The sequence below is a fragment of the Burkholderia stagnalis genome (assembly GCF_902830275.1).
In the GTDB taxonomy this organism is placed as follows: Bacteria; Pseudomonadota; Gammaproteobacteria; order Burkholderiales; family Burkholderiaceae; genus Burkholderia; species Burkholderia stagnalis.
In genome coordinates, this window is sequence record NZ_CADESW010000015.1 from 1 (window position 1) to 27000 (window position 27000).

The 27000-nt window shown below is 68.2% G+C and carries 19 protein-coding genes; 10 read left to right on the plus strand and 9 right to left on the minus strand.

Annotated elements, in window-relative coordinates; genetic code table 11:
* Positions 1–1147 precede the first annotated feature (1147 nt).
* Positions 1148–1315, plus strand: coding sequence for a hypothetical protein (locus HWY45_RS36940; RefSeq protein WP_244111003.1), 168 nt, complete (start codon positions 1148–1150; stop codon positions 1313–1315).
* A gap of 1149 nt (positions 1316–2464) precedes the next feature.
* Here the strand turns inward: HWY45_RS36940 and HWY45_RS23780 are convergent.
* From HWY45_RS23780 to HWY45_RS23800, 5 genes are all read right to left on the minus strand, one after another.
* A complete protein-coding gene (locus HWY45_RS23780) occupies positions 2465–3865 on the minus strand; it encodes a sensor domain-containing diguanylate cyclase (RefSeq protein ID WP_059567358.1) in 1401 nt (466 codons plus the stop codon).
* A gap of 303 nt (positions 3866–4168) precedes the next feature.
* Positions 4169–5347 carry an acetyl-CoA C-acyltransferase gene (locus tag HWY45_RS23785; RefSeq protein WP_059885084.1) on the minus strand — a complete coding sequence of 393 codons (1179 nt, stop codon included), beginning with the start codon at positions 5345–5347 and terminating at the stop codon, positions 4169–4171.
* Positions 5348–5471: 124 nt separating this feature from the next.
* Positions 5472–6104, minus strand: a complete 633-nt coding sequence (gene pncA / locus HWY45_RS23790; protein WP_059567362.1) for a bifunctional nicotinamidase/pyrazinamidase — start codon at positions 6102–6104, stop codon at positions 5472–5474.
* Between the two features lie 37 nt (positions 6105–6141).
* Positions 6142–8226: a 3-hydroxyacyl-CoA dehydrogenase NAD-binding domain-containing protein gene (locus HWY45_RS23795; RefSeq protein WP_059885086.1), complete on the minus strand. Its 2085-nt coding sequence runs from the start codon at positions 8224–8226 to the stop codon at positions 6142–6144.
* Positions 8227–8389: 163 nt separating this feature from the next.
* Complete coding sequence (locus tag HWY45_RS23800; RefSeq protein WP_059885088.1) at positions 8390–10033, minus strand: 3-(methylthio)propionyl-CoA ligase; 1644 nt, start codon at positions 10031–10033, stop codon at positions 8390–8392.
* 155 nt (positions 10034–10188) lie between these two features.
* On the opposite strand from HWY45_RS23800, the gene HWY45_RS23805 reads away from it, so the two are divergent.
* From HWY45_RS23805 to HWY45_RS23825, 5 genes are all read left to right on the plus strand, one after another.
* Positions 10189–11766 carry a protein adenylyltransferase SelO gene (locus HWY45_RS23805; protein WP_059885090.1) on the plus strand — a complete coding sequence of 526 codons (1578 nt, stop codon included), beginning with the start codon at positions 10189–10191 and terminating at the stop codon, positions 11764–11766.
* 38 nt (positions 11767–11804) lie between these two features.
* Complete coding sequence (msrB, locus tag HWY45_RS23810; RefSeq protein WP_059809479.1) at positions 11805–12236, plus strand: peptide-methionine (R)-S-oxide reductase MsrB; 432 nt, start codon at positions 11805–11807, stop codon at positions 12234–12236.
* A 114-nt stretch (positions 12237–12350) separates the two neighbouring features.
* The gene (locus HWY45_RS23815; RefSeq protein WP_059567373.1) at positions 12351–12881 is read left to right on the plus strand and encodes a septation protein A; all 531 of its coding nucleotides are present in this window, start codon (positions 12351–12353) and stop codon (positions 12879–12881) included.
* A gap of 1 nt (position 12882) precedes the next feature.
* On the plus strand, positions 12883–13203 hold the full coding sequence (locus HWY45_RS23820) for a BolA family protein (RefSeq protein ID WP_017332008.1): 321 nt from the start codon (positions 12883–12885) through the stop codon (positions 13201–13203).
* Between the two features lie 9 nt (positions 13204–13212).
* Complete coding sequence (locus HWY45_RS23825; RefSeq protein WP_059567375.1) at positions 13213–13992, plus strand: peptidylprolyl isomerase; 780 nt, start codon at positions 13213–13215, stop codon at positions 13990–13992.
* Between the two features lie 74 nt (positions 13993–14066).
* Here the strand turns inward: HWY45_RS23825 and HWY45_RS23830 are convergent, their stop codons facing one another.
* Entirely contained in the window at positions 14067–14597 is a 531-nt protein-coding gene (locus tag HWY45_RS23830; RefSeq protein WP_059885092.1) for a GNAT family N-acetyltransferase, read from the minus strand.
* A gap of 4 nt (positions 14598–14601) precedes the next feature.
* Positions 14602–18666, minus strand: coding sequence for a phosphoribosylformylglycinamidine synthase (purL, locus tag HWY45_RS23835; RefSeq protein WP_059885094.1), 4065 nt, complete (start codon positions 18664–18666; stop codon positions 14602–14604).
* 229 nt (positions 18667–18895) lie between these two features.
* On the opposite strand from purL, the gene HWY45_RS23840 reads away from it, so the two are divergent.
* From HWY45_RS23840 to pgi, 3 genes are all read left to right on the plus strand, one after another.
* On the plus strand, positions 18896–20200 hold the full coding sequence (locus HWY45_RS23840) for an FAD-dependent oxidoreductase (protein WP_059885096.1): 1305 nt from the start codon (positions 18896–18898) through the stop codon (positions 20198–20200).
* Between the two features lie 43 nt (positions 20201–20243).
* The gene (locus HWY45_RS23845; protein WP_059885099.1) at positions 20244–21788 is read left to right on the plus strand and encodes an NAD(P)H-hydrate dehydratase; all 1545 of its coding nucleotides are present in this window, start codon (positions 20244–20246) and stop codon (positions 21786–21788) included.
* Between the two features lie 111 nt (positions 21789–21899).
* Positions 21900–23522: a glucose-6-phosphate isomerase gene (gene pgi / locus HWY45_RS23850; RefSeq protein WP_059885101.1), complete on the plus strand. Its 1623-nt coding sequence runs from the start codon at positions 21900–21902 to the stop codon at positions 23520–23522.
* 56 nt (positions 23523–23578) lie between these two features.
* Here pgi and HWY45_RS23855 read toward each other — a convergent pair whose 3' ends face one another.
* Complete coding sequence (locus tag HWY45_RS23855; protein ID WP_017332015.1) at positions 23579–24292, minus strand: ABC transporter ATP-binding protein; 714 nt, start codon at positions 24290–24292, stop codon at positions 23579–23581.
* On the opposite strand from HWY45_RS23855, the gene HWY45_RS23860 reads away from it, so the two are divergent.
* Positions 24291–24968 (plus strand): arylesterase, encoded by a 678-nt coding sequence (locus tag HWY45_RS23860; protein ID WP_059885103.1) that lies wholly within the window; start codon positions 24291–24293, stop codon positions 24966–24968. The two genes, HWY45_RS23855 and HWY45_RS23860, sit on opposite strands and share 2 nt — an antisense overlap.
* An 88-nt stretch (positions 24969–25056) precedes the next feature.
* Here HWY45_RS23860 and HWY45_RS23865 read toward each other — a convergent pair whose 3' ends face one another.
* A complete protein-coding gene (locus HWY45_RS23865; RefSeq protein ID WP_059885105.1) occupies positions 25057–26991 on the minus strand; it encodes a SurA N-terminal domain-containing protein in 1935 nt (644 codons plus the stop codon).
* Positions 26992–27000: the final 9 nt, after the last annotated feature.

The following is a 27000-nucleotide window of genomic DNA, read 5'->3' on the forward strand; positions in this document are numbered from 1 at the left end:
TCAAGCCAGCCTCGGCTTCCTTCAAGATGCCGATGATCTGTTCTTCGGTGAATCGCTTTTTCATTGCCGTTCCTCTCTGGAACGGACTCTACACCGTCACCGTACTAAACGCGGGGAGCAGGTCACTGCCCCTTAATTTTGCCACAAACACCATAGAAGGCCGAAAGCGTACCTGCTCAGTCTAGGCAGTAACGGGAAGAACAGAAAAAAGTGCGAACGGTTGCCGGTTTGCGTTCGTCCTTGGTCAAGGCTGCGTTACAGGCGGGAATCGTTTCTCGATATTGCTGACCAATGACCAAAATGAGAGCGGATCGGCCATGCGAATGGGCCTGTGACGACGTGGATGGGTGACTCTTCATGGCCGGCAGTCGCCGTCCGTGGTCACCGGCAACTGGCCGAACGGCGAACTTCGTGCGGTACCGTTCGGGCCGCTGGTAAACTCGGGCTGCCAAAGCAACTTTCCCCGGTCACATGAGCACGCGACCCACGGCAGCACCTGCAACCGTCACCTCAATGATGCAGCAGTATCTGCGCCTTATCTGACAAGCCCTGACGCACAAAGCTACGCCAAGACCTACGCCGATAGTTTTGGCGATGGGCCGCGACCGACCCAGAGCAGCCGGTGGTCGAATTAAGCTGCCCGGTTCGAAAACTGCGGCTCACCCTGTAGAACTAGTGTCATATGTCCAGATCCAGGTCTGAGGACTGAGCGCTATCGAATAGACTGCGCACAAGTTCATAGTCACGATATTGTTGGGTCGTCGAGAAGAAGTATTCCTTAAAATTCTTTTTGTTGTCATATTTAATGTTGAATCGACCGACCTCCTCCACATCGTCGAACCTGTACGTGATTGATAGCGTGTACGTATCTTGATCCGTTGTGACCCTCGACGCATCATCATCGTAACGCCACTTTACCTCTCCACTCTCTGTGCGCTCGCGGAGTTGGACTACAAGGTTTTGGATTTTCTCAGGCAGCATCATTTGCTCCGGTTCGCAGGGTTGTGTTGCTCGACTGCCTCTTTGACCGTGAGCAGCATTTTCAAAATGGTACGCTTTTGGCCTTTGTTGAGCCCAGCCCCAGCGTTCACTCTGGTTGCCGAAAGTAGCTGGAGTTCTATTTCACCTAGCTCGCTCAAGTCTGGCGTTGCTGGCGTTGCTGGCATTGCTGGCATTGCTGGCGTTGCTGGCGTTGCTGGCGTTGCTGGCGTTGCTGGCGTTGCTGGCGTTGCTGGCGTTGCTGGCGTTGCTGGCGTTGCTGGTGTCGCTGCCGTCGCTGCCGTCGCTAGCGTTGCCGGCAAGGCCGCGCTCGTAGAGACATTGAACTTCGGGATAGTGCGGACACAAAGCTTCCGGAACTGTTGAAAGGCGCCAAGTGCGGCATCGTATCGTTCCTCGAGGACAGCACGCAAAGTGACGTCGATGGCCGAAATGCAGTCGCTAATCATCGAGGCGTCCTCCACTCGCCTCACCGCTGCGAGCGCCTCCTCCGTTTGCTTCTGCAGCGTCTTCGTGGCCTGGATCGAATAGGCGATCTCGGAAATGGCCAGCCATAGCGCAACGAGCGTAGCCACAGTTCCCCAGTATGAAACTATGTTCAGGTTCTCCTGGACAGGAACAATGTCACCACGGTAAATAAACGCGAGGGTTGCGCCGACAATGGCAACAACCCAAAAGATGCGCCGAGTATATATGTTGAGCATTCGGTAAATTATTCTTAGCAGGTCTCGCGACGCATTCTAAGTCGAAACTGCGCGAAGATGGGCGATCGGTGTCTTTCAGATGGCGGGAAGTGGATGCCATCGAAGGCCCGCTCCTGGCCGGTAGCTGTCGCTCGCCATCGGCAACAACCGGCCGGATGGCGACGAATCCAGTCTAACGGCTCAACATCCATGGTCGCGCTGTGGCCAGTCGATCCAGCACATGAAAAAGGGGGTATTAGAGTGGGTATCAAACGCCCACTTCGCCAACTAATTCATTACCAATCATCATCTTACAATCACAAATGTCAATGCAGTTTCCACATGACAATATGTCGAATCACTTCTTTGCTCCTGTTCGTGATGCTCCGCCGCACTGGCCGAGCCCTCTGCTGGCCGGGCATGCCCGGTGCGCCATCGTTCGCCTTCGGTCGCGATGATTCGCGATCGGACGGGAAAAAGCGCGTATCGAATCGGGTGGCCGACCGAATGTGCGGCGACGATACCCGCTTTTCCCCCTCCTGCTTGCCGACGTCAGCGCCCGGCAAGCGAAGGCAGGCACCAAGCCTACCAAACTTACCGGCTTCGATGGGTTGTATCTGGAGGGTGGCCGTTCGTGGCCGTGCGCGGGCCAGCGATGTCACGCACCTGAAAAACCGACCGGCGTCGCGACGCGTGAATCACCAGGGATGGGCATGCATCTCCACCGCGAACCGGGCCGCGATGAAGACGCTGGACTGGCACGTACTCGCGGCTTCAGGCCATCAATGCGCGACAACCCGATTGCGCCCTTCCCGCTTCGCCTGGTACAGCCGTTCGTCGACCGCGCGCAGCAGCGCGTCGACCGTGCCGCCGTCGATCCCGTATTGCGCGACGCCGACGCTGACCGTCACCTGCACCCGCTTGAAATCGAGCCCGAACGGCGCGCTCGCGATCGCCGAGCGCACGCGCTCGGCCGTCATCCGCGCGCCCTCGAGCGGCATCTCCGGCAGCAGCGCCATGAATTCCTCGCCGCCGACCCGCGCGAGCCCGCCCGCCGGCCGGATCGCCTCGAGGCATTGCCGCACGACGCCGCGCAGCACCTCGTCGCCGATCTGGTGCCCATACGCATCGTTGATGTTCTTGAAATTGTCCAGGTCGAGCGCGAGCAGGCAGAACGGCGTGCCGTCGCGTTCCGCGCGCTGGATCTCGCGTTCGACCAGCGCGATGAACTGGCGCCGGTTCGACGCGCCCGTCAGCGGGTCGGTCGCGGCCAGGTATTCGAGCTTCTGGTTGGTGCGCCGCAGTTCCTGCAGCGCGCTTTCGGTGCGCGCCATCGACTCCGACAGCCGGCTCATCAGGTCCTCCTGGCTGTAGATCGCCGAGAACGAGCGCGTGGTCTGCAGCGCCTGCACGACGCCATAGCTGAGCAGGAAGAAACCGCCCGCGAAGATCGCATGCGCGAGCCACCACATGTGATTCCACGGCTTGCCGAGAATGAACGCGAGCGACGACAGCGCGAACGCGGTGATCGACATCCCGTAGATCAGCATCAGCGGCGAGCGGATGCGCCGCGCGAGCAGCACGCCGACGTTCAGCAGCGAAAACACGAGCGCGCCACCTTCCATCGTGAGGCGCGTGCCGAGCGCGCCGGCCACCGGCGAATACGCGATGTACGCAACGGCGACGTCGACCACCAGGAAAAACACGATCCACGGCAGCCACGTGCGCACGCTCGTGCGCCGGTCGACGCGATCGGACGGCTGCGAATACGACATCAGGCCAATCAGCAGCAGGATCGACATCACGAGCCGCGATGCCGGCCCATACAGCAGGAACAGCCAGATATTGTGATGCGCCATGCCGGTGAACATCCCGTGCAGCGCATAGATCATCGCGAAGCCGAGAAAGCCGAGCGTCAGCCAGCGCAGCAGCGGCTCGCCGGACGAGCGGTAGCAGACCCACGTCACATAGGTGACGAACGCGCCCTCGAGCGTCGCCGCGGCAATCGCGAGTTCATGGAATACGTGGCTCTCGTAGGTCAGGCGAGGATCGCCGAAGAACCACAGGTAGGCAATGAGATACGCAGGCAACAGCGCAAACCCGACCATCAGGCACTTCGCGTAGATCTTCGCGACGGCGCTGACGGCGCGCGGCGGCTCGCCCGCAGAGAAAGTCGTGCTCAATTCGGCCCCCGATCGATCCGCTGCATTGTTCGAATGCGGAAGACGCCGGATCACGACACGCCGCCCGCTCCAGACCGCTCCAGACTTCGGGTCATGCACCGCGGTGGTCGGCTTGACGCGCGACGCGCGATCCGGCCCGCACTGCCGAAAGGCAAATGTCAGAGCTTAGTATAGGTGGGGCGATTCGTTTGACAAGTAAGGGGAAACGGCATCGCCACAATGGCACGAATTGAATCGTATACGGAATGGATCGTGAAGGCGGCCTTGCGATTCGCAATGAAGGCCGCCGCCGCCGCGCAATACTCAGAGGATTTCGAACAAGCCGGCCGCCCCCTGCCCGCCGCCGATGCACATCGTCACGACCGCGTATTTCACGCCGCGCCGCTTGCCCTCGATCAGCGCATGGCCGGTCAGGCGCGCGCCCGACACGCCATACGGGTGGCCGACCGCGATCGCCCCCCCGTTGACGTTGAGGCGGTCTTCGGGAATGCCGAGCGTGTCGCGGCAATACAGCACCTGCACCGCGAACGCCTCGTTGAGTTCCCACAGGCCGATGTCCTCGACCTTCAGCCCTGCCCGCTTCAGCAGCTTCGGCACCGCGAACACCGGGCCGACGCCCATCTCGTCCGGCTCGCAGCCGGCGACCGCGAAGCCGCGGAACACGCCGAGCGGCTGCAGGCCCTCCTTCTGCGCGGCATCGGCGCTCATCACCACGCACGCGGACGCGCCGTCGGAGAACTGGCTCGCGGTGCCCGCGGTGATCACGCCGCCCGGCACGGCCGAACGGATCTTCGACACGCCGTCGAGCGTCGTGTCCGGCCGGATGCCTTCGTCGGCCGACACCGTCACCTCCTTCGTGAACAGCCGCCCGGTCGCCTTGTCGGCGATGCCCGCGCGCACGGTGATCGGCACGATCTCCGCGTCGAAGCGCCCGGCCGCCTGCGCGGCGGCCGCCCGCAGCTGCGACTGCACGCCGTATTCGTCCTGGCGCGCCTTCGAGATCCCGTAGCGCTTCGCAACGTTCTCGGCGGTCTGCAGCATGTTCCAGTAGATCTCCGGCTTGTGTTCGAGCAGCCAGCCCTCAGCCAGCATGTGCCGGTTCATCTCGTTCTGCACGCACGAGATCGATTCGACGCCGCCCGCCACGTACACGTCGCCTTCGCCCGCGATGATCCGCTGCGCGGCGAGCGCGATCGTCTGCAGTCCGGACGAGCAGAAGCGGTTCACCGTCATGCCCGGCACGCTCACCGGCAGCCCCGCGCGCAGCGCGATCTGGCGCGCGATGTTGCCGCCGGTCGCGCCTTCCGGGTTCGCACAGCCCATGATCACGTCCTCGACGCGCGCCGGGTCGAGCTTCGCGCGCTCGAGCGCGGCGGCCACCACGTGGCCGCCGAGCGTCGCACCGTGCGTCATGTTGAAGGCGCCGCGCCACGATTTCGCCAGCGGCGTGCGTGCGGTCGATACGATTACGGCTTCGGTCATGCGAGTCTCCTGTCGATTCAGAGTTGGCGCTTTGGCGCTTACGCTGATCCCATGCAAAGCTGTCGATTCAGCGTTGGCGCTTTGACGCCCTCTCCCTGCTTCCGGGATTGAATGAGTGAATGCGCTACGCCGCAGGGCGTGCGCCGGCCGACGTGACTCGCGCCACGCCTGCCGCCTGCATCTGTTGCCATGCGCGCGCGAGCGACCCGTCGAGGTCGATCGCACGGCACGCGTCGTCGATCACCGCGGCCTCGAAGCCCGCCGCGCGCGCGTCGAGCGCCGACCACGCGACGCAGAAGTCGGTCGCGAGCCCGCAGCACCACACGCGCTTCGCGCCGAGTTCGCGCAGGTAGCCGGCAAGGCCCGTGCGCGTCGTGCGGTCGGCCTCGACGAACGCGGAGTAGCTGTCGACCTGCGCGTCGCTGCCCTTGCGGATCACGAGCCGCGCGTGCGGGATGTCGAGGTCGCGATGCAGCGCCGCGCCGTCGGTGTCCTGCACGCAGTGCACGGGCCACAGCACCTGCTCGCCGTACGGCAGCGCGAGCGTGGAGAACGGGGCGTGCCCCGGGTGGTTGGCCGCGAACGACACGTGCGTGCGCGGGTGCCAGTCCTGCGTGAGCACCACCTGGTCGAAACGCGCGGCGAGCGCGTTGATGACCGGCACGACCGCGTCGCCGTCCGGCACCGCGAGCGCGCCGCCCGGCATGAAGTCGTACTGCGCGTCGATCACGAGCAGCACGTCGTCGGTGTGTTTCATCGTCCCTCTCCCCAAGCTGTCGCGCGCCGCGCGGCGGTCAGCCGTTGAAGCCGCGTCCGGCCTGTGCAAGTTCGGCGATCGACGGCGCGAGCTGCCATGCGTCGCCGTTCGCGCCGGCCACGTAGCGGCGAATCGCCCGCTCGACGTTGTAGAGGCCGACCGTGTCCGCGTACAGCATCGGGCCGCCGCGCCACAGCGGGAAGCCGTAGCCGGTCAGGTACACCATGTCGATGTCGGACGCCTTCGACGCGATCTTCTCCTCGAGGATCTTCGCGCCTTCGTTGACGAGCGCGAACACGAGCCGCTCGACGATCTCGTCGTCGCCGATCTTGCGCCGCGCGACGCCGCGCTCCTGCGAATACGCGACGACCATCTCGTCGACCAGCGCCGACGGCTTCGCCTTGCGGTCGCCCGGCACGTAGTCGTACCAGCCCGCGCCGGTCTTCTGGCCGAAGCGGCCCTGTTCGCACAGGCGATCGGCGATCTTCGAATAGTGGAGGCCCGGATTCTCGACATAGCGGCGCTTGCGGATCGCCCAGCCGATGTCGTTGCCGGCGAGGTCGCTCATCCGGAACGGGCCCATCGCGAAGCCGAACTTCTCGATCGCGCGATCGACCTGCGCGGGCAGCGCGCCCTCCTCGAGCATGAACAGCGCCTGGCGGATGTACTGCTCGATCATCCGGTTGCCGATGAAGCCATCGCACACGCCCGACACCACCGCGGTCTTGCGGATCTTCTTCGCGATCGCCATCACGGTCGCGAGCACGTCCTTCGCGGTCGCTTCGCCGCGCACGACCTCGAGCAGCTTCATCACGTTCGCCGGGCTGAAGAAGTGCATGCCGACGACGTCCTGCGGCCGCTTCGTGAACGCGGCGATCCGGTTCACGTCGAGCGTCGACGTGTTCGACGCGAGGATCGCGCCCGGCTTCGCGACTTCGTCGAGCCGGCCGAACACCTGCTCCTTCACGCCGAGTTCCTCGAACACGGCCTCGATGATCAGGTCCGCATCCTTCAGGTCGTCGTAGGACAGCGTCGGCGCGATCAGCGCCATGCGCGCGTCGAGCTTCTCCTGCGTGAGCTTGCCCTTCTTCACCTGCGCGTCGTAGTTCTTGCGGATCGTCGCGAGCCCGCGCTCGAGCGCGTCCTGCTTCGTCTCGAGCAGCGTGACGGGCAGCCCCGCGTTGACGAAGTTCATCGCGATGCCGCCGCCCATCGTGCCGGCGCCGATCACCGCGACCTTGCGGATTTCGCGCACCGGCGTATCGGCCGGCACGTCCGGAATCTTGCTCGCTGCGCGCTCGCCGAAGAACGCGTGCCGCAGCGCGCGGCTTTCCGGCGTCATCATCAACGCGACGAAACCCTCGCGCTCGGCCACGCTGCCCTTGTCGAAGCCGTTCAGCACGCCGGCCTCGATCGCGTCGATGCACTTGTGCGGCGCCGGGAAATTCGGTGCCGCGGCCCGCGCCGAGTTGCGCGCGAACTGGATGAAGCCCGCGGCGTTCTCGTGGACGATCTTGCGATCGCGCACGCGCGGGTGCGGCCCCGGCTGCGCGCCCGCCTTGCGGGCGAACGCGACTGCCGCGTCGAGCAGGCCGCCTTCGGCCATTTCGTCGAACAGGCCGCTCTTCGCGAGCTGCTCGGACGGCACCGGCGCGCCCGACACGATCATGTTCAGCGCAACCTCGAGCCCGACCGCGCGCGGCAGCCGCTGCGTGCCGCCGGCGCCCGGCAGCAGGCCGAGCTTCACCTCGGGCAGCGCGATCTGCGCGCCCGGCGCCGCGATCCGGTAGTGCGCGCCGAGCGCGAGCTCGAGCCCGCCGCCCATCGCGACACTGTGGATCGCCGCGACGACCGGCTTCGCGCTCGCCTCCACCGCGCGGATCACGGTGTGCAGCGACGGTTCCTGCAGCGCTTTCGGGGTATTGAATTCGGTGATGTCGGCGCCGCCCGAGAAGGCGCGGCCCGCGCCCGTCAGCACGATCGCGGTGACCGCCGGATCCTGCGCGGCGCGATCGAGCCCTTCCATGAGCCCGAGCCGGGTCGACAGACCGAGCCCGTTGACGGGCGGATTGTTGAGCGTGATGACGGCCACGCCGTCGCGAGTCGAGTAATCCACTGCCATCTGCCTGCCTCCATGCATCGCGCGCCGGGGTGGCTGCGCTTCATTGTGCGCGGTCGATCGGCCGCTTGTCCAAGACGAACGGAGGCAGCATACAACGAAAAAGAACGGTCGTTCAATTTATTCTTGCGCCGATCCCGGGGACGGACCGGCGCAGAGCAGACGGCTACGGCTGGCTGGCCGCCGTCGGCAGCACGTAATCGCGGAACATCTCGCGCAGCTTCAGCTTCTGCAGCTTGCCCGTCGCGGTGTGCGGCAGCGATTCGACGAACACGACGTCGTCCGGGATCCACCATTTCGCGACCTTGCCGTCGTAGAACGCGAGCAACGCGTCGCGACTCACGTCGGCGCCCGCCCGCTTGACCACGACGAGCAGCGGCCGCTCGGTCCATTTCGGATGCGCGCACGCGATGCACGCCGCTTCGGCGACGGCCGGGTGCGCAACCGCGACGTTCTCGATGTCGATCGAGCTGATCCACTCGCCGCCGGACTTGATCACGTCCTTGCTGCGATCCGTGATCTGCAGGAAACCGTCCGGGTCGATGCTCGCGACGTCGCCGGTCGGGAACCAGCCGTCCGCGAGCGGCGATGCATCGCTGCGGAAGTAGTGGTCGACCACCCACGGCCCGCGCACCTGCAGCTCGCCGAACGCGACGCCGTCGCGCGGCAGCTCGCTGCCATCGTCGCCGACGATCCGCATGTCGACGCCGAACAGCACGCGCCCCTGCTTCTCGAGCAGCTTGCGCTGCGCGTCGCGCGGGCGCTGCGACTGCGCCCAGTTCAGCTTCGCCAGCGTGCCGAGCGGCGACATCTCGGTCATCCCCCATGCGTGGATCACGCGCACGTCGTAGTCGTCCTCGAACGTGCGCAGCATCGCCGGCGGGCATGCGGAGCCGCCGATCACCGTGCGCTCGAGCGTCGAGAACCGCACGCCCGCCTCGCGCATGTAGTTCAGCAGGCCGAGCCATACGGTCGGCACGCCGGCCGAGAACGTCACGCGCTCCGTCTCCATCAGCTCGTACAGCGACTTGCCGTCGAGATCCTTGCCGGGCAGCACGAGCTTGCCGCCCGTGAGCGGCACCGCGTACGGCAGCCCCCACGCGTTCACATGAAACATCGGCACGACGGGCAGCACCGCGTCCATCGCGGACAGGTTCATCGAATCGGGCAGCGCCTCGCCGTACGCGTGCAGCACGGTCGAGCGATGCGAATACAGCACGCCCTTCGGATTGCCGGTCGTGCCCGATGTGTAGCAGAGCCCCGATGCCTGCTGCTCGTCGAGACGCGGCCAGTCGTAGCGGCCGTCCTCGGCGTCGACGAGCGTCTCGTAGCACAGGTACGGCGTCGCGCCGGACGGCAGGTGCGCGGCGTCGGTCATCGCGATCCAGCCCTTCACCTGCGGGCATTGCGGCGCGAGCGCGTCGACCAGCGGCGCGAAATTGATGTCGAACAGGACGTAGCGGTCTTCCGCGTGCTGGATGATGTATGCGATCTGCTCGGGAAAGAGGCGCGGATTGATCGTGTGGCAGACGGCGCCCATCCCGCTGATGCCGTAGTACGCCTCGAGATGCCGGTAGCCGTTCCATGCGAGCGTGCCGACGCGGTCCCCGGTGTCGACGCCGAGCCGCGCGAGCGCCTGCGCGAGCTGCTTCGCGCGCCGTTCGCAATCGCGGTACGTGTAGCGATGCAGGTCACCCTCGATCCGCTTCGATACGATCTCGACATCGCCCGCGTGACGCGCGGCATGCGCGATCAACGAGGACACCAGGAGCGGCATGTCCATCATCTGGCCCAGCAACGGCTTTCCCATCGTGTTGTTCTCCGGAAGGTCGCGAATCGGTACACGGCCCCGGGCCGGCGCCAGCCCGTCGGCCGCGCGAACATGCCCTCGGGCACGGTGCGCGCGCGGCCATGCGGGCGGCGCAGCGCCGCCTTACAATATCGGCTTACCCAGAGGCGCTCAACATGTCGTTTTCCCGAAGCGCAGCCGACGCGGCTGACACCCTGCCCGACCTCCCCGATCTCGCCGCCACGCTCGGCGCCCCCGCCGACGGCGCATTCGTGCGGCTCGGCGCGGCGTTTCATACGCGCCTGCCGGCCGCGCTGCTGCCGGCGCCGTACGTGGTCGGCTTCTCCGACGAAGTCGCGCAACTGCTCGGGCTGCCGGCGTCGCTCGCGGCCCACCCCGAATTCGCCGCGCTGTTCGCCGGCAACCCCACCCGCGACTGGCCCGCGGAAGCAATGTCGTACGCGTCGGTCTATTCCGGCCACCAGTTCGGCGTGTGGGCCGGCCAGCTCGGCGACGGCCGCGCGCTGACCATCGGCGAGCTCGCGGGCGCCGACGGCCGCCGCTACGAGCTGCAGTTGAAGGGCAGCGGCCGCACGCCTTACTCGCGGATGGGCGACGGGCGCGCGGTGCTGCGCTCGTCGATCCGCGAATTCCTGTGCTCGGAGGCGATGCATCACCTCGGCATCCCGACCACGCGCGCGCTGACCGTGATCGGCTCCGACCAGCCGGTGGTCCGCGAGGAAATCGAGACGTCGGCCGTCGTCACGCGCGTGTCGGAGAGCTTCGTGCGCTTCGGCCACTTCGAGCATTTCTTCTCGAACGACCGCCCCGACCTGCTGCGCGAACTCGCCGACCACGTGATCGACCGCTTCTACCCGGCCTGCCGCGACGCCGACGATCCGTACCTCGCGCTGCTCGAGGCCGCGACGCTGCGCACCGCCGACCTCGTCGCGCAATGGCAGGCGGTCGGCTTCTGCCACGGCGTGATGAACACCGACAACATGTCGATCCTCGGCGTGACGATCGACTACGGCCCGTTCGGCTTCGTCGACGCATTCGACGCGAACCACATCTGCAACCACTCCGACACGCACGGCCGCTACGCGTACCGGATGCAGCCGCGCATCGCGCACTGGAACTGCTACTGCCTCGCGCAGGCGCTGCTGCCGCTGATCGGCCTGCAGCACGGGATCGCCGACGACGATGCGCGCGCCGAACGCGCGGTGGAAGATGCGCAGGCCGTGCTCGCGAAGTTTCCCGAGCGCTTCGGCCCCGCGCTCGAAGGCCTCATGCGCGCGAAGCTCGGCCTCGAACTCGAACGCGACGGCGACGCGGCGCTCGCGAACCAGCTGCTCGAAGTCATGCACGCGAGCCATGCGGACTTCACGCTGACGTTCCGCCACCTGTCGCAGCTGTCGAAGCACGACGCGAGCCGTGACGCGCCGGTGCGCGACCTGTTCATCGACCGCGACGCGTTCGACGCATGGGCGAACCTCTACCGCGCGCGCCTGTCCGAGGAAACACGCGACGACGCGGCGCGCGCCGCCGCGATGAACCGCGTGAACCCGAAGTACGTGCTGCGCAACCACCTCGCCGAAGTCGCGATCCGGCGCGCGAAGGAAAAGGACTTTTCCGAAGTCGAGCGCCTCGCGCAGGTGCTGCGCCGGCCGTTCGACGAACAACCCGAATACGCGTCGTATGCGGCGCTTCCGCCCGACTGGGCCGGCTCGCTCGAAGTGAGCTGCTCGTCGTGACGCGCACGCACCGACCATTCCATCAGGAGAAACGAAACATGTCCCAGGATTCAGACGACAAGTCCTATCCGTTCCAGAAGGACGACGCGGAGCTGCGCCGCCGGCTCACGCCGATGCAGTACGAAGTCACCCAGCATGCGGCGACCGAGCGCGCGTTCACCGGCGAATACACCGACACCGAGGATTCGGGCATCTACAAGTGCGTCGTGTGCAGCACGCCGCTGTTCGAATCCGGCGCGAAATTCCATTCGGGCTGCGGCTGGCCCAGCTACTTCAAGCCGATCAACGGCGAGGTGATCGAGGAAGTGATGGACTACACGCACGGAATGGTGCGTGTCGAGGTCCGCTGCAACCACTGCGGCGCGCATCTCGGCCACGTGTTCGAGGACGGCCCGCGCGACCAGACCGGTTTGCGGTACTGCATCAATTCGGCTGCGTTAAACTTCGACTCCCGGCCCGAAGACGAATAAGCGGCGTACGGGCGAGCCAGCCGGTCATCCGGCCGGTTCGCACCGGCCGCGCCCGGCGGGTCCCTACAACGGTGAAAGGCCGCGCCAGCGGCCTTTCACGCAGCTGCGATCACCATGAAATTCCTGTTCGATCTGTTTCCGATCATCCTGTTTTTCGCCGCCTTCAAGGTGTGGGGCATCTTCACCGCCACGGCTGTCGCGATCGTCGCGACGCTCGCCCAGGTCGCCTGGGTCGCATTTCGCCACCGGAAGGTCGACACGATGCTGTGGGTCAGCCTCGGCGTGATCGTCGTGTTCGGCGGCGCCACCCTCGTGCTGCATGACGAGAAATTCATTCAATGGAAACCGACTGTGCTGTACTGGCTGTTTGCAATTGGCCTGCTCGCCGCGCGCTATGCGTTCGGCAAAAACCTGATCGAGAAGATGATGGGCAAGCAGCTCACGCTGCCGCATCCCGTCTGGGACAAGCTGAACGTCGCATGGTCGATGTTCTTCGCGGTGCTCGGCGTCGCGAACCTGTACGTCGTGCGCAACTTCACCGAGTCGCAGTGGGTGAACTTCAAGCTGTTCGGCACGACGGGCGCGATGGTCGTATTCATCATCCTGCAAAGCCTCTGGCTCACGAAATACATGAAGGACGAATGACATGAGCGATGCCTTCCTGAACGCATCACCCGACGCGCGCATCGCGCTGATCGAGGCGCGCCTCACCGCCGCGCTGGCGCCCGCATCGCTCACGGTGCGCGACGACAGCGCGCAGCACGCGGGCCACGCGGGCGCCGCCGCCGGCGGCCATTTCACGGTCACGATCGTGTCCGCCGCATTCGCCGGCAAGCCGCGCGTCGCGCGGCACCGGCTGGTGTATGATGCGCTCGCTGATGCGATGCAGCGCGGCATCCACGCGCTCGCGATCGTGGCGTACACGCCCGAAGAATTCAACGCTTCTTCAATCCAGTCGTCTCATTAGGAATTCCCGATGACCCTGAAATCCCCCCGCCTGTGGGCCGCGGCAGTCGCTCTCGCGGCGGCGCCGGCATTCGCCCAGAACATTGCTGTCGTGAACGGCACGCCGATTCCGAAGTCGCGCGCCGACGCGATGGTCGCGCAGCTGGTCCAGCAAGGCCAGGCCGACAGCCCGCAACTGCAGCAGGCCGTACGCCAGGAACTCGTGAACCGCGAGATCCTGATGCAGGAAGCGATCCGCCGCGGCATCCCGAATCGTGCCGACGTGAAGGCGCAGGTCGCCGTCGCACAGCAGACCGTCGTGCTGCGCGCGATGATCGAGGACTTCCTGAAGAAGAATCAGCCGTCCGACACCGAGGTGAAGGCGCGCTACGACGAGCTCGTGAAGGGTGTCGCGAACCGCGAATTCCACCTGCACCACATCCTCGTCGACAACGAGCAGCAGGCGAAGGACCTGATCGCGAAGATCAAGGCCGGCGCGAAGTTCGAGGATCTCGCGAAGCAGTACTCGAAGGATCCGGGCTCGGGCAAGAACGGCGGCGACCTCGACTGGTCGGACCCGAAGGCGTACGTGCCGGAATTCGCGGCCGCCGCGACGAAGCTGCAGAAAGGCCAGATGACCGACGAGCCGGTGAAGACCCAGTTCGGCTGGCACATCATCCGCGTCGACGACATCCGCAGCATCGCGCCGCCGCCGTTCGACCAGGTCAAGGCGCAGATCGCGCAGCAGCTGGTCCAGCAGAAGCTGCAGGCGTTCGAGGAAAGCCTGCGCCAGCAGGCGAAGGTGCAGTAACGCCACGCGCTGTCCGCATGCGAAAAAGCCGCTCCTCGGAGCGGCTTTTTTCGTTCTGGCGGGCAGCGGCTCCGCTACGCGTAGAACGACGCGTGATACCGCACTTCGCCCGCCGCGCGCGGCGCGGCGTCGTCGAACGACAGCGCCGTCAGGTATTCGGGCGGCGCCTGCGGGAAGACGATCTCGCCCGCCGGCCCGAAGCCGAAGCGTGCGTAATACGCGGGATCGCCGAGCACCACGCAGCCGTGCGCGCCGAGCCGCCGCAGCGCGTCGAGGCCCGTGCGCACGAGCCCCGCGCCGACGCTGCGCCGCTGGCAGTCCGGCAGCACCGCGAGCGGGGCGAGCCCATACCAGCCGGGGCTGCCGTCGCCGATCGTCACCGGGGAAAACGCAACATGCCCGATGATGCGCTCGTCGCGCTCCGCGACGAGCGACACGCTCAGGCAACCGTCCGCGCGCAGCGCCTCGACGATCCCCTGTTCGAGCCGCCCGCCCTGCGGCGCATCGGCGAACGCGGCGGCGATCACGCGGGCAATCGCCGCGGCATCGCGCGCGCGCTCGTCGCGCAGCGTGACGATGTCGACCGGTGCGTGCGGATCGAACATCGCGTCAGCCGAGCCAGCGGCGCGCGTTGCGGAACACGCGCATCCACGGGCTGGCTTCGTCCCAGCCTTCCGGGTGCCAGCTCATCGTGACCGTGCGATGCACGCGCTCCATGTGCGGCATCAGCACCGTGAAGCGGCCGTCGGCGGTCGTCACCGACGTGATGCCGGCGGGCGAGCCGTTCGGGTTGAACGGATAGCGCTCGGTCGCTTCGCCGCGATGGTCGACGTAGCGCATCGCGACCGCGACGCTGCCGATGTCGCCCTGCTGCGAGAAGTCCGCATAGCCTTCGCCGTGCGCGACCGCGACCGGAATCCGCGAACCCTCCATCCCCGCGAAGAAGATCGACGGCGACGCCTGCACCTCGACGAACGAGAAGCGCGCCTCGAACTGCTCCGACTTGTTGCGCGTGAACTTCGGCCACGCTTGCGCACCCGGGATCATCGACGCGAGGCTCGACAGCATCTGGCAGCCGTTGCAGATGCCGAGCGCGAACGTGTCCGGACGCGCGAAGAACGCCGAGAACATGTCGGACAGGTTCGCGTTGAAGCGGATCGTCTTCGCCCAGCCCTCGCCCGCGCCCAGCACGTCGCCGTACGAGAAGCCGCCGCACGCCACCGCGCCCGCGAAATCGGCGAGCGTCACGCGGCCCGCGAGCAGGTCGCTCATGTGCACGTCGTGCGCGTCGAAGCCGGCGCGGTCGAATGCATAGGCGGTTTCGAGGTGCGAGTTCACGCCCTGCTCGCGCAGGACCGCGACGCGCGGACGCGCGCCGGTCGCGATGTACGGCGCGGCGATGTCGTCGGCCGGCTCGAACGTCAGCACCGGCGCGATGCCCGGGTCGGCCGCATCGAGCAGCGTGTCGTATTCGGCATCCGCGCAGGCCGGGTTGTCGCGCAGGCGCGCGATGCGCCAGCTCACTTCGGCCCACGCGCGATGCAGATCGACGCGCGGCGCGTCGAAAATCTTCTTCGCGTCGCGATACACCTCGATCACGTCGCGCTCGTTGACCGTGCCGATCACGTGCGAGCAGCTGGACAGGCCGAATTCGCGCAGCGCGCCGAGCACCGCGTCGCGATCCGTCGCGCGCACCTGCACGACGGCGCCGAGCTCTTCCGAGAACAGCGCGCGCAGCGTGCGGTCTTCGCGGCGGCCGCTCGTCTGCTTCGCCCAGTCCTTCGCATCGCCGTAGTCGGATTCGTGGTTTTCGTCGAGCGTCAGCATGTCGACGTTCAGCGACACGCCCGCGTGGCCCGCGAACGCCATTTCGCAGACCGTCGCCCACAGGCCGCCGTCCGAGCGGTCGTGGTACGCGAGCAGCTTGCCCTGCGCGTTCAGCGACTGGATCGCCGCGAAGAAGCGCTTCAGGTCTTCCGGATCGTCGACGTCCGGCACCGTGTTGCCGACCTGCTGCGTGACCTGCGCGAAGATGCTGCCGCCCATGCGGTTCTTGCCGCGGCCGAGGTCGATCGCGATCAGCACGCTGTCGCCGGCGTCGGCGACGCGCTGCAGCTGCGGCGTCAGGTGGCGGCGCACGTCCTCGACCGGCGCGAACGCCGAGATGATCAGCGACACCGGCGCGACGACTTCCTTCGCGACGCCCGCGTCGTCCCACTTCGTCTTCATCGACAGCGAATCCTTGCCGACCGGGATGCCGATGCCGAGCGCCGGGCACAGCTCCATGCCGATCGCCTTCACCGTGTCGAACAGCGCGGCATCTTCGCCGGCGGTGCCGCACGCGGCCATCCAGTTCGCGGACAGCTTCAGCTTGTCGAGCGACGCGATCGGCGCGCTCGCGATGTTGGTGATCGCCTCGCCCACCGCCATGCGGCCCGATGCCGGCGCGTCGATCACGGCGAGCGGCGTGCGCTCGGCCATCGTCATCGCTTCGCCCTTGAAGCCCGCGTAGTCGAGCGCGGTGACCGCGCAGTCGGCCACCGGCACCTGCCACGGGCCGACCATCTGGTCGCGCACCGACGTGCCGCCGACCGAGCGGTCGCCGATCGTGATCAGGAACGACTTGCTCGCAACGGTCGGGTGCTTCAGCACGTCGACGGCCGCCTGCGACAGCGCGACGCCCGTCACGTCGACCGGCGCGCGCTCGGTGCTCACGCGCGTGACGTCGCGGTGCATGCGCGGCGGCTTGCCGAGCAGCACTTCCATCGGCATGTCGACCGGGTATTCGTCGCCGCCGCTCGCCTGGTCGTCGACCAGTTGCAGCTGGCGCTCGTCGGTCGCGACGCCGACCACCGCGAACGGGCAGCGCTCGCGCGCGCAGATCGCCTCGAAGCGCGGCAGGTCGCCCGGCGCGATCGCCAGCACGTAGCGCTCCTGCGCCTCGTTCGACCAGATTTCGCGCGGCGACAGGCCCGACTCCTCGAGCGCGACCTTGCGCAGCTCGAAACGCGCGCCCTTGCCCGCGCCGTCGACGATCTCGGGGAACGCATTCGACAGGCCGCCCGCGCCGACGTCATGGATGCTCAGGATCGGGTTCTCGGCGCCGAGCTGCCAGCAGCCGTTGATCACTTCCTGCGCACGGCGCTCGATTTCCGGGTTGCCGCGCTGCACCGAGTCGAAATCGAGCTCGGCGGTGTTCGCGCCGGTCGCCATCGAGCTCGCCGCGCCGCCGCCCATGCCGATCCGCATGCCGGGGCCGCCGATCTGGATCAGCAACGAGCCGGCCGGCACGTCGTGCTTGTGCGTGTGCTGGTCGGCGATGTTGCCGAGGCCGCCCGCGATCATGATCGGCTTGTGATAGCCGCGCACCTGGCCGCCGACGTTCTGCTCGTACACGCGGAAGTAGCCGCCGAGGTTCGGGCGGCCGAATTCGTTGTTGAACGCGGCGCCGCCGAGCGGGCCGTCGACCATGATCTGCAGCGGCGACGCGATGCGGTCCGGGCGGCCGTACGGGCCGTGCGGCTCGTTCGGGTTGCGCTCGGCCACCGGCTGGGCCGCGTCGCGCGCGTTTTCCCACGGCTGACGGGCATCGGGCAGGTCGAGGTTCGACACGGTGAAGCCCGTCAGGCCGGCCTTCGGACGCGCGCCGCGGCCCGTCGCGCCTTCGTCGCGGATCTCGCCGCCTGCGCCGGTCGCCGCGCCCGGGAACGGCGAGATCGCCGTCGGGTGGTTGTGCGTCTCGACCTTCATCAGCGTGTGCGTGAGCTCGGTGTGACGGCCGTAGCGCTCGCCCGGCTCGCCGGCTGCGCCCGTGTTGCGCGGGAACCAGCGTTCCGCTTCGGCGCCCATCATGATCGACGAGTTGTCCGAATACGCGACGATCGTGCCCTGCGGGCTCAGCTTCTCGGTGTTGCGGATCATCGCGAACAGCGACATGTCCTGCGCCTCGCCGTCGATCGTCCACTGCGCGTTGAAGATCTTGTGGCGGCAGTGCTCGCTGTTCGCCTGCGCGAACATCATCAGCTCGACGTCGGTCGGGTTGCGCTCGAGCTTGCGGAACGCGTCGACCAGGTAGTCGATCTCGTCGTCGGCGAGCGCGAGGCCCAGCTCGACGTTCGCGCGCTCGAGCGCGCCGCGGCCCTGCCCGAGCACGTCGACGGTCGCGAGCGGCTTGGCCGGCAGTTCGTCGAACAGGTGCTTCGCGTCGTCGCGCGACGCGACCACGCTTTCGGTCATCCGGTCGTGCAGCGCCGCGGCGACGGCCGCGCGCGCTTCGTCGGACAGCGCCTTCTTCCCGCCGAGCAGGCCCGACTTCAGCGTGACCGTGTACTCGACGCCGCGCTCGATACGGCGCACGTGCGTGAGGCCGCAGTGCTGCGCGATGTCGGTAGCCTTGCTCGCCCACGGCGACACCGTGCCGAGGCGCGGCAGCACGACGAACGACTCGCCGGCCCCCTTCTCGGCCGCCGGCTCGAACGGCGCGCCGTAGTGCATCAGCGCGTCGATGCGCGCGCTGTCGTCGGCCGACAGCGGCTCACTGGCGTTGACGAAATGCAGGAACTGGCCGCGGACCGCGACGATGTTGGCGTCGATCTGCCTGAGCGTGTCGAGCAGACGGGTCTGACGGAAATCGGAAAGGGCCGAAGCGCCGGGAAAACACGAGAAGTGAGCCATGGGCTGGACTGACGTCGATGAGTCGCGCAAGGTGGCGACGTGGGGCGAAAGGAAGGCCGTAATTATACCCGGAAGTCGGCCGCCCAAGGCCCGCCCGTGCGCGCCGTCGCGGCGCGAACGCCGCCGGCCGCCGGTTTGGCGCTATCATTGCCGGTTCACCGGGCCGCACGGCCCGTCACGCGAATCACCCACCGGGCGGCCGTGTCGCCGCCCGTCATCGAAGCAATCCATGGATGTCATCGTCATCGGCGGCGGAATCAGCGGCGTCGCCACCGCCTACCAGCTGCGCGCGGCCGGCCATCGCGTCTGCGTGGTCGAGCGCCACGCGACCGTCGCGCAGGGTGCGACCTACGGCGATGGCGGCACGCTGCTGCCGAGCCCGCTCGACGTCTGGTTCGGACCGACCTTCATGCGCCAGCGCCACGCGCGCGACAGCGGCATCGTCTACAAGCCCGGGCTGAACGGCGCCGTGCGGCGCTTCGTGAAGCAGCTCGGCGCGCTGCGCGAACCCGACGCGTTCGCCGCCCAGTACGACCGGCTGCGCCCGCTGATCGACGCGTCGCGCGATACGCTCGCCGACATCGAAGCCCGCTTCGACCTCGAATTCGAACAGAAGACCGGCGTGCTGCACGTCGTGCGCGACGCCTCCGACTGGGACGCCGCGCAGCCCGCGCTCGAGCTGCTGCGCACGCTCGACCTGCCGCACCGGATGCTGACGGCCGCCGAATGCGCGGCGCTCGAGCCGTCGGTGCCCGCCGAACCGGCGTTCGCCGGCGGCGTGCTGCTCGAGACCGAGCGCACCGCGAACTGCCCGCTGTTCGCGAAGCTCGTCAAGCAACTGCTCGACGAGCACGGCGTGCAGTTCCGCTTCGGCGCGGAAGTCGCCGCGATCCGCACGGACACCGGCCGCGCCGCGGTCGAGCTCGCCCCGCCGCGCGGCGACCGGCGCGCGGCGAAGGCGCGCGAGGTCGACGTGATTTCCGCCGATGCGATCGTGGTGGCCGCGGGCGCGGGCAGCCTCGCGCTGCTCGAACGGCTCGGCATGCGCGTGCCGCTGCATCCGCTGCGCGTGCACACGCTGACCGCGCCGGTTGCCTACGTCGAACACGCGCCGCACCTGACCGTCGTCGATTCGGTCAAGCGGATCGCGATGACGCGAACTCAGCAGCGGCTGCGCGTCGGCGGCGGTGCGGTGCTGCAAAGCGCGCAGGACGCCGCGCGGCCGCTCGCCGAACCGCTCGCCGAGGCCGCGCTCGCGCTGCTCGGCCAGGCCGCCCACGACTGGGTGCCAGGCGCGGCGAAGATCTCCGCCGCGCTGTCGTGGCAAGGCACGCAGTTGCTGTCGCCGGACGGCCTGCCGGTCGTCGGTCCGACCCCGCATCCGCGCGTGTTCGCCAACTTCGGGCATGGGCCCGCTGGTTGGGGGCTCGCGTGCGGGTCTGCTAAAGTGGTGGCGGATTACCTCGGCGGCTCGACGCAGCACTGGCCCGCCGACACGCTCGCCGCGCTGCGCGCCGAGCGCTTCACGCACTGACCGGCCGCACGGGCATGCCCGGCGGCGCCACCGTCCCGCCGCCATGACCGTCGCCCACCCGCCTCCCCACCCCGAACCGATCGCGCTCTGGCGCGCCGCCGACCTGCGCGCCGCCGAAGCCGCCGCGGCCGCGGCGCTGCCGCCCCACGCGCTGATGGCGCGCGCGGGCGCCGCGGCCGCGCGCTGGCTGTCCGAGCGCGTGGCCGGCGACGACCGCCCCGTGTGGTTCGCGGTCGGCCCCGGCAACAATGGCGGCGACGCGCTCGTCGCGGCCGCGGAGCTGCAGCAGCTCGGCGTCGCGACGCAGGCGTGGATGCCCGTCACGGTAAAGCCCGACGACGCGCAATGGGCGCTCGGCCTCGCCCGCGCCGCCGGCGTGCCGGTGTCGGCCGAACCGCCGGCGTCGCTCGACGGCTACGCGTGGGTCGTCGACGGCCTGTTCGGCATCGGCCTTGCTCGCGCGCTCGACGGCGCGTTCGCCGCCGAAGCCGGCCGCATCGCCGCGCGCGCCCGCACCACCGGCCGCGTGCTCGCGCTCGACGTGCCGAGCGGGCTCGACGGCGACACCGGCCGGATCGTCGGCGCGGGCGCCGCGGTGGCCGCGACGCACACGCTGACCTTCATCGGCGCGAAGCCCGGCCTGTACATGGGCGAAGGCCGCGATCTCGCCGGCGAGATCGTAATCGCGTCGCTCGACGTCCCGCCTCCGGCCGCGCCGGACGTGGTGCTGAACGCGCCGGCCCGGTTCGCGGCCGCGCTGCCCGCACGCGCGTTCGCCTCGCACAAGGGCACGTTCGGCAGCCTGGCCGTGATCGGCGGCGACACCGGCATGTGCGGCGCGCCGATCCTCGCCGCGCGCGCCGCGCTGTTCGCCGGCGCGGGCAAGGTGCATGTCGGCTTCCTCGGCGCGGGCGCGCCGCCCTACGATCCGCCGTTCCCCGAACTGATGCTGCACCCGGCCGACGGCCTCGATCCGGGCGCGATGACCGCGATCGCGGCCGGCTGCGGGCTCGGCACGCGCGAGGCCGCGGCGACGCTCGTGCGCGACGTGCTCGCACACGATGCGGCCATGCTGCTCGATGCCGACGCACTGAACCTGATCGCCACGCACCCCGAGCTGGCGGCCGCGGTGGCCGCGCGCGGCGCGCGGGGCCTCGCGTGTGTCCTGACCCCGCATCCGCTGGAAGCGGCACGGCTGCTCGGCAGCGACACCGCGACCGTGCAGCGCGACCGCCTCGCGGCCGCCCACGCGCTCGCGGCGCGCTTCGCGAGCGTCGTCGTGCTGAAAGGCGCCGGCACCGTGATCGCCGCGCCCGACGGCCGCCTGACGGTCAATCCGACCGGCAACGCGGCGCTCGCGACGGGCGGCACCGGCGACGTGCTCGGCGGCGTGATCGGCGCGCTGCTCGCGCAGCGCGTCGCGCCCCATGCGGCCGCGCTCGCGGGCGTGTACCTGCACGGCCTCGCGGCCGACACGCTGGTTGCGGACGGCACGGGCCCGGCCGGCCTGACGGCCGGCGAACTCGCGCCCCGCGTGCGCACGCTGATCAATCGGCTTTTTTACCCGTGCAGGCGCGCGAACACATAACGCCGCTATACTGACTCCCCCGCCGACCGGCGGGCCCGCTCGTCCGCCGGCCGTTCGAACCCGAAGCGCCGGCGCGGCATTCCTCCCGATTCACGCTTCACTCGAACCGTCATGACGCTGAATTCGTTCCCCGCCTGGACTGCCCTTCAAACCCACTACGAACAGATCCGCGGCGCCCGGCTGCGCGACTGGTTCGCACCGGAAAACGACCCCGCGCCCACCCGTGCCGAGCGCTTCACGTTCTCCGGCGGCGGCCTTGCGGCCGACTTCTCGAAGAACCGCATCACCGACGACACGCTGCGCCTGCTCGTGCAGCTCGCACGCGAGGCCGGCGTCGAAGCGCGCCGCGACGCGATGTTCGCGGGCGACATCGTCAATCCGACCGAAGGCCGCGCGGCGCTGCACACCGCGCTGCGCGCGACCGATCCGCACGCGCCGTTCCACGCACAGGTCAGCGCCGAGCGCGCCAAGATGGCGACGTTCGCACGCGCCGTGCGCAGCGGCGCGTGGACCGGCTACACCGGCAAGCGCATCCGTCACGTGATCAACATCGGCATCGGCGGTTCGGATCTCGGCCCGAAGATGGTCGTGCACGCGCTGCACCACGTCGCGACGCCCGAGATCTCGACGCACTTCGTGTCGAACGTCGACGGCGCCGATCTCGCGCGCGTGCTCGAGCAGGTCGACCCGGAGGAAACGCTCGCGATCATCGTGTCGAAGACCTTCACGACGCTCGAGACGATGACCAACGCGCACTCGCTGCGCGACTGGTTCGTCGCGAAGGGCTGCCCGGAAAGCGCGCTGTCGAAGCACTTCGTCGGCGTGTCGGCGAACCCGGCCGAAGTCGTCCGGTTCGGCATCGACGAGAACAACGTGTTCGAGATGTGGGACTGGGTCGGCGGCCGCTATTCGCTGTGGTCGGCGGTCGGGCTGTCGATCATGATCGCGGTCGGCCCTGAGCATTTCGACGAACTGCTCGCCGGCGCGAACGACATGGACCGCCATTTCCGCGACGCGCCGCTCGAGCGCAACCTGCCCGTGCTGCTCGGCCTGATCGGCATCTGGTATCGCAACTTCTTCGGCTCGCAGAGCTACCTGGTCGCGCCGTACTCCGAGGCGCTGCATTTCCTGCCGTCGTACCTGCAGCAGCTCGAGATGGAGAGCAACGGCAAGTCGGCGCGCCTGGACGGCCGCTTCGTCGACTATCCGACCTCCGCCGTGACCTGGGGCGAGCCCGGCACCAACGGCCAGCATGCGTTCTTCCAGATGCTGCACCAGGGGCCGACGATCGTGCCGATCGATTTCATCGCGGTGCTGACGCCCGAGCATCCGCTCGCGAGCCATCACCCGAAGCTGCTCGCGAACTGCTTCGCGCAGAGCGAGGCGCTGATGCTCGGCCGCACGCTCGACGAGGCGCGCAAGGTCGCCGGCCCCGGCAACGAGGCGCTGGCGCCGCACCTGACCTTCCCCGGCAACCGCCCGACGACGACGCTGCTCGTCGACGCGCTGACGCCCCGCTCGCTCGGCGCGCTGATCGCGCTGTACGAGCACAAGGTGCTGGTGCAGGCATCGGTGTGGCAGATCAATCCGTTCGACCAGTGGGGCGTGGAACTCGGCAAGATCCTCGGCAAGGTGGTCGAGGCGGACCTGAACGGCGATGCGCTCGATCCGGCGAAGCACGACTCGTCGACGACGGCGCTGATCACGCGCGCACGCGCAGCGCTCGAACGCTGACGGAAACGACGCCGGCCGCGCGACGCATGGGTGCGGCCGGTTCGTCGAAGCGGCGATCAGGTGCCGCGGTGCACCGCGCGCGGCGTCACGATGCGGCCCGCATCGAGCATCACCGTCGTCGCGCAGCGGCGCGCGAGCTCGGGATCGTGCGTGACCAGCACGAGCGTCGAGCCGTGCGTGCGGTTGAGTTCGAACATCAGGTCGATGACCGCGTGGCCGGTCGCGGCATCGAGGCTGCCGGTCGGCTCGTCGGCGAACAGGATCGACGGATGGGTGACGAACGCGCGCGCGAGCGCGACGCGCTGCTGCTCGCCGCCGGAAAGCAGCTTCGGGTAATGCGTGGTGCGTTCGCCGAGCCCGACCTGCACGAGCAGTGCACGCGCGCGGTCGGCCGCGTCGCGCGCGCCGATGCCGCCTTGCAGCTCGAGCGGCAGCATCACGTTTTCGAGCGCGGTCAGGTGCGGCATCAGCTGGAACGACTGGAACACGAACCCGACCGCGCCGTTGCGCAGCGCGGCGCGCGCGTCCTCGTCGAGCTGCTCGAGCGGCTGGCCAAGCAGGCGAACCGTGCCGCTCGTCGCGCTGTCCAACCCCGCAAGCAGGCCGAGCAGCGTCGATTTGCCGGACCCCGACGCGCCGACGATCGCAAGGCTGCTGCCGGCGCGCACGGCGAGCTCGATGCCGTCGAGGATCGTCAGCTCGCCGGTTGCGTCGGCGACACGCTTGCTCACGCCATGGACTTCGATGATCGGATCGCTAATCTTGAGCATGGACACGACTATTGGCAGAAAGAGACGCGCGGCGCTCGCCGCGCTGTTGAGCGGTGCGCTCGCCGCGACCGCCGCCGGCCTCGCTTGCGCCGCGACCTCGCCGGCCGCGTCGCCAGGCCAGCCCGTGATCGTCGTGCTGGGCGACAGCCTGTCCGCCGAATACGGCCTGCCGCGCGACACCGGATGGGTCGCGCTGCTGCGGCAGCGGCTTGCGACCGAGCGAATCGATTATAGCGTCGCGAACGCGAGCATCAGCGGCGACACCACGAGCGGCGGACGCGCGCGGCTGCCCGCGGTCCTCGAGCGGCTCAAGCCCGCGATCGTCGTCGTCGAGCTCGGCGCGAACGACGCGCTGCGCGGCGTGCCGCTCGCGACGACCGAGCGCAACCTGCGCGAGATCGTCGCCGATGCGCAGCGCGCCCGCGCAAAGGTCGTGCTGGTCGGCATGTACGTGCCGCCCAACTACGGGCCCGACTACACGCAGAAGTTCCACGGCATCTACACGAAGCTGTCGAAGGACCTGCGCGTGCCGCTCGTGCCGTTCCTGCTGGCCGGCCTCGAAAACAAGCCCGAGATGTTCCAGGCCGACCAGATCCATCCGACGCAGCAGGCGCAGGGCGCGCTGCTCGACAACGTGTGGCCGTCGCTGAAGCCGCTGCTCAAGCCGCGCGGCTGAGCGCACGCCACGCGCGCGCCCCGTCTGCACCGGGCCAACAAAAAGCCCCGCTCGATGGCGGGGCTTTTTGCTGTCGACGAAGCGGCGATCAGTTTCCGCCGTCCTGCGTCGTGCTGGCCGTCGAACCGTACAGCTTCACCTTCGAACGGTCGCGCAGCGCGGCGAGATACGCTTCGCCTTCGCTCTGCGCATCGACCTGCGCCATCTGCTGCTGCGCGGCCGCGAGCTGCTGCGGGTCGACCGCGGAGCCCGGGATCACCGCGTTCACGCGATAGATCGCATAGCCGTCCGCGCCGAGATCGACGCCGACGTAGGCCGGCAGCGTCTTCGCATCGACCTTGTAGACCGCGCTCAGCGCCGCCGGCGACAGGCCGTGCGACTGCGTGCGCGAAACCGTCTCGGCCGCCGCGAAGCCCGAGGTCGCCTTCGACTTCTGCAGCTCCGCGAGCTTCGCCGCGCCGTCCTTCTTCGCGAGCTCGGCCGCCTGCTCGGCGATCACCTTCTGGCGCACCGTATCCTTGATCGCGTCGAGCGCGGGCACGGCGGCCGGCTTGTAGTCGGTCACGCGCGCCGAGATCAGCGTGTTGTTGCCGATGTCGATCGCCTGCGTGTTGTTCTGGCTCTTCACCGCGTCGTTGGCGAACACGGCGGCCAGGAACTTCGCGTTGTTCAGCGGGCTGGTCGGCGGCAGCGCCGGGTTCGGCGTCGGCGTGACGGTGGCCGTCTGGATCGTCAGCTTGTACTTGTCGGCGGCCGGCTGCAGGCTCTTCGCCTTTTCGTAGACGGTCGACGTGAAGCCTTCCGCGTTGTCCGAGAACGCCTTCGACGCATACTGCTGCTTCAGGTCCACGGCAATCGCATCCTTCACTTCCGCGAACGGCTTGACCGCCGCCGGCTTCACTTCGGTCGCCTTCAGGATGTGGAAGCCGAGATCCGACTGCACGACCCCGCTCACGTCGCCCTGCTTCAGCGCGAACGCGGCATCGTCGAATGCCTTGCCGCCCGCGGTCGAGCCGCGCGTGATGAAGCCGAGGTCGCCGCCCTTCGCCGCCGACGGCGCATCCTGCGAGCCCTTCTGCGCGATCTGCGCGAACTGGTCCGGATGCGCCTTCACGTCGGCGAGCAGCTGCTCGGCCTTCGCCTTCGCGGCCGCCTTGTCCGCGGCGCTCGCGTCGCTGGCCGCCGCGATGAAGATGTGGCTCACGCGCACCTGCGCTTCGGTGCGGAAGTGCGTCGGGTTGTCGTCGTAGTACTTCTTGATGTCCGCGTCGGTCGGCTGCGCGCTTGCCGCGGCGGCGGCCGGCGAATAGACGACATACTGGATCGTCGCGGTCTCGGGCGTCGCGAAGCTTTGCTTGTGCGCGTCGTAGTATGCGGCGAGCTGCGCATCGGTCGGCTGCACCTTCGACGCGTAGTCGCTCGTCTTCAGCACGAGCGCCTGCACTTCACGCTGCTGCGCGGCGAGTTCGGACAGGCGCTGCGCAAGGCTCTTCGGCGTGAACGCGCTCGACACGATGCTCGCCGGGATCTGCTGCAGCGACAGGCTGTAGCGCACGCGCTCCTGATACTGCTCAGGCGTCATGCCCTGGAACGACAGCAGCTGCGCATAGCGCTCGACGTCGATCGAGCCGTCCGGCTTCTTCAGCGACGCGATCATCGGGTCGCTCAGCAGCGCTTCGCGCACTGCGTTGTCGGATGCGGTCAGGTGCAGGCGCTGCGTCTCGTCGGCGAGCACGCGCTGCTGGATCAGGCCGTCGAGCACTTCCTTGCGGTGCTCGGGCGTATCGAACGCCTTCAGGTCGAACTGCGCGCCGAGCGCCTGGCGCGCGCGGTCGACCTGCTGACGGAACGCGCCGTCGAATTCGACCCGCGTGATCTTGTGCCCGTTGATCGCCGCGACGTTCGCGTTATCGTCGAAGAAGCCGCGGAAACCTTGGATCCCGACGAAACCCAGCCCCGGCAACACGATCAGGAGCAGGAGCGCCATCATCAGGCGCTGGTGATTACGGAAGAAATCGAGCATGCGTGACGG

Bases quoted from the DNA above. Each gene is read 5' to 3' on its own strand.
- HWY45_RS23785 (WP_059885084.1), bottom strand. From the start codon at position 5,347: ATGACCGAAGCCGTAATCGTATCGACCGCACGCACGCCGCTGGCGAAA.
- pncA (WP_059567362.1), bottom strand. From the start codon at position 6,104: ATGAAACACACCGACGACGTGCTGCTCGTGATCGACGCGCAGTACGAC.
- HWY45_RS23795 (WP_059885086.1), bottom strand. From the start codon at position 8,226: ATGGCAGTGGATTACTCGACTCGCGACGGCGTGGCCGTCATCACGCTC.
- HWY45_RS23800 (WP_059885088.1), bottom strand. From the start codon at position 10,033: ATGGGAAAGCCGTTGCTGGGCCAGATGATGGACATGCCGCTCCTGGTG.
- HWY45_RS23805 (WP_059885090.1), top strand. From the start codon at position 10,189: ATGTCGTTTTCCCGAAGCGCAGCCGACGCGGCTGACACCCTGCCCGAC.
- msrB (WP_059809479.1), top strand. From the start codon at position 11,805: ATGTCCCAGGATTCAGACGACAAGTCCTATCCGTTCCAGAAGGACGAC.
- HWY45_RS23815 (WP_059567373.1), top strand. From the start codon at position 12,351: ATGAAATTCCTGTTCGATCTGTTTCCGATCATCCTGTTTTTCGCCGCC.
- HWY45_RS23820 (WP_017332008.1), top strand. From the start codon at position 12,883: ATGAGCGATGCCTTCCTGAACGCATCACCCGACGCGCGCATCGCGCTG.
- HWY45_RS23825 (WP_059567375.1), top strand. From the start codon at position 13,213: ATGACCCTGAAATCCCCCCGCCTGTGGGCCGCGGCAGTCGCTCTCGCG.
- HWY45_RS23830 (WP_059885092.1), bottom strand. From the start codon at position 14,597: ATGTTCGATCCGCACGCACCGGTCGACATCGTCACGCTGCGCGACGAG.
- purL (WP_059885094.1), bottom strand. From the start codon at position 18,666: ATGGCTCACTTCTCGTGTTTTCCCGGCGCTTCGGCCCTTTCCGATTTC.
- HWY45_RS23840 (WP_059885096.1), top strand. From the start codon at position 18,896: ATGGATGTCATCGTCATCGGCGGCGGAATCAGCGGCGTCGCCACCGCC.
- HWY45_RS23845 (WP_059885099.1), top strand. From the start codon at position 20,244: ATGACCGTCGCCCACCCGCCTCCCCACCCCGAACCGATCGCGCTCTGG.
- pgi (WP_059885101.1), top strand. From the start codon at position 21,900: ATGACGCTGAATTCGTTCCCCGCCTGGACTGCCCTTCAAACCCACTAC.
- HWY45_RS23860 (WP_059885103.1), top strand. From the start codon at position 24,291: ATGGACACGACTATTGGCAGAAAGAGACGCGCGGCGCTCGCCGCGCTG.
- HWY45_RS23855 (WP_017332015.1), bottom strand. From the start codon at position 24,292: ATGCTCAAGATTAGCGATCCGATCATCGAAGTCCATGGCGTGAGCAAG.
- HWY45_RS23865 (WP_059885105.1), bottom strand. From the start codon at position 26,991: ATGCTCGATTTCTTCCGTAATCACCAGCGCCTGATGATGGCGCTCCTG.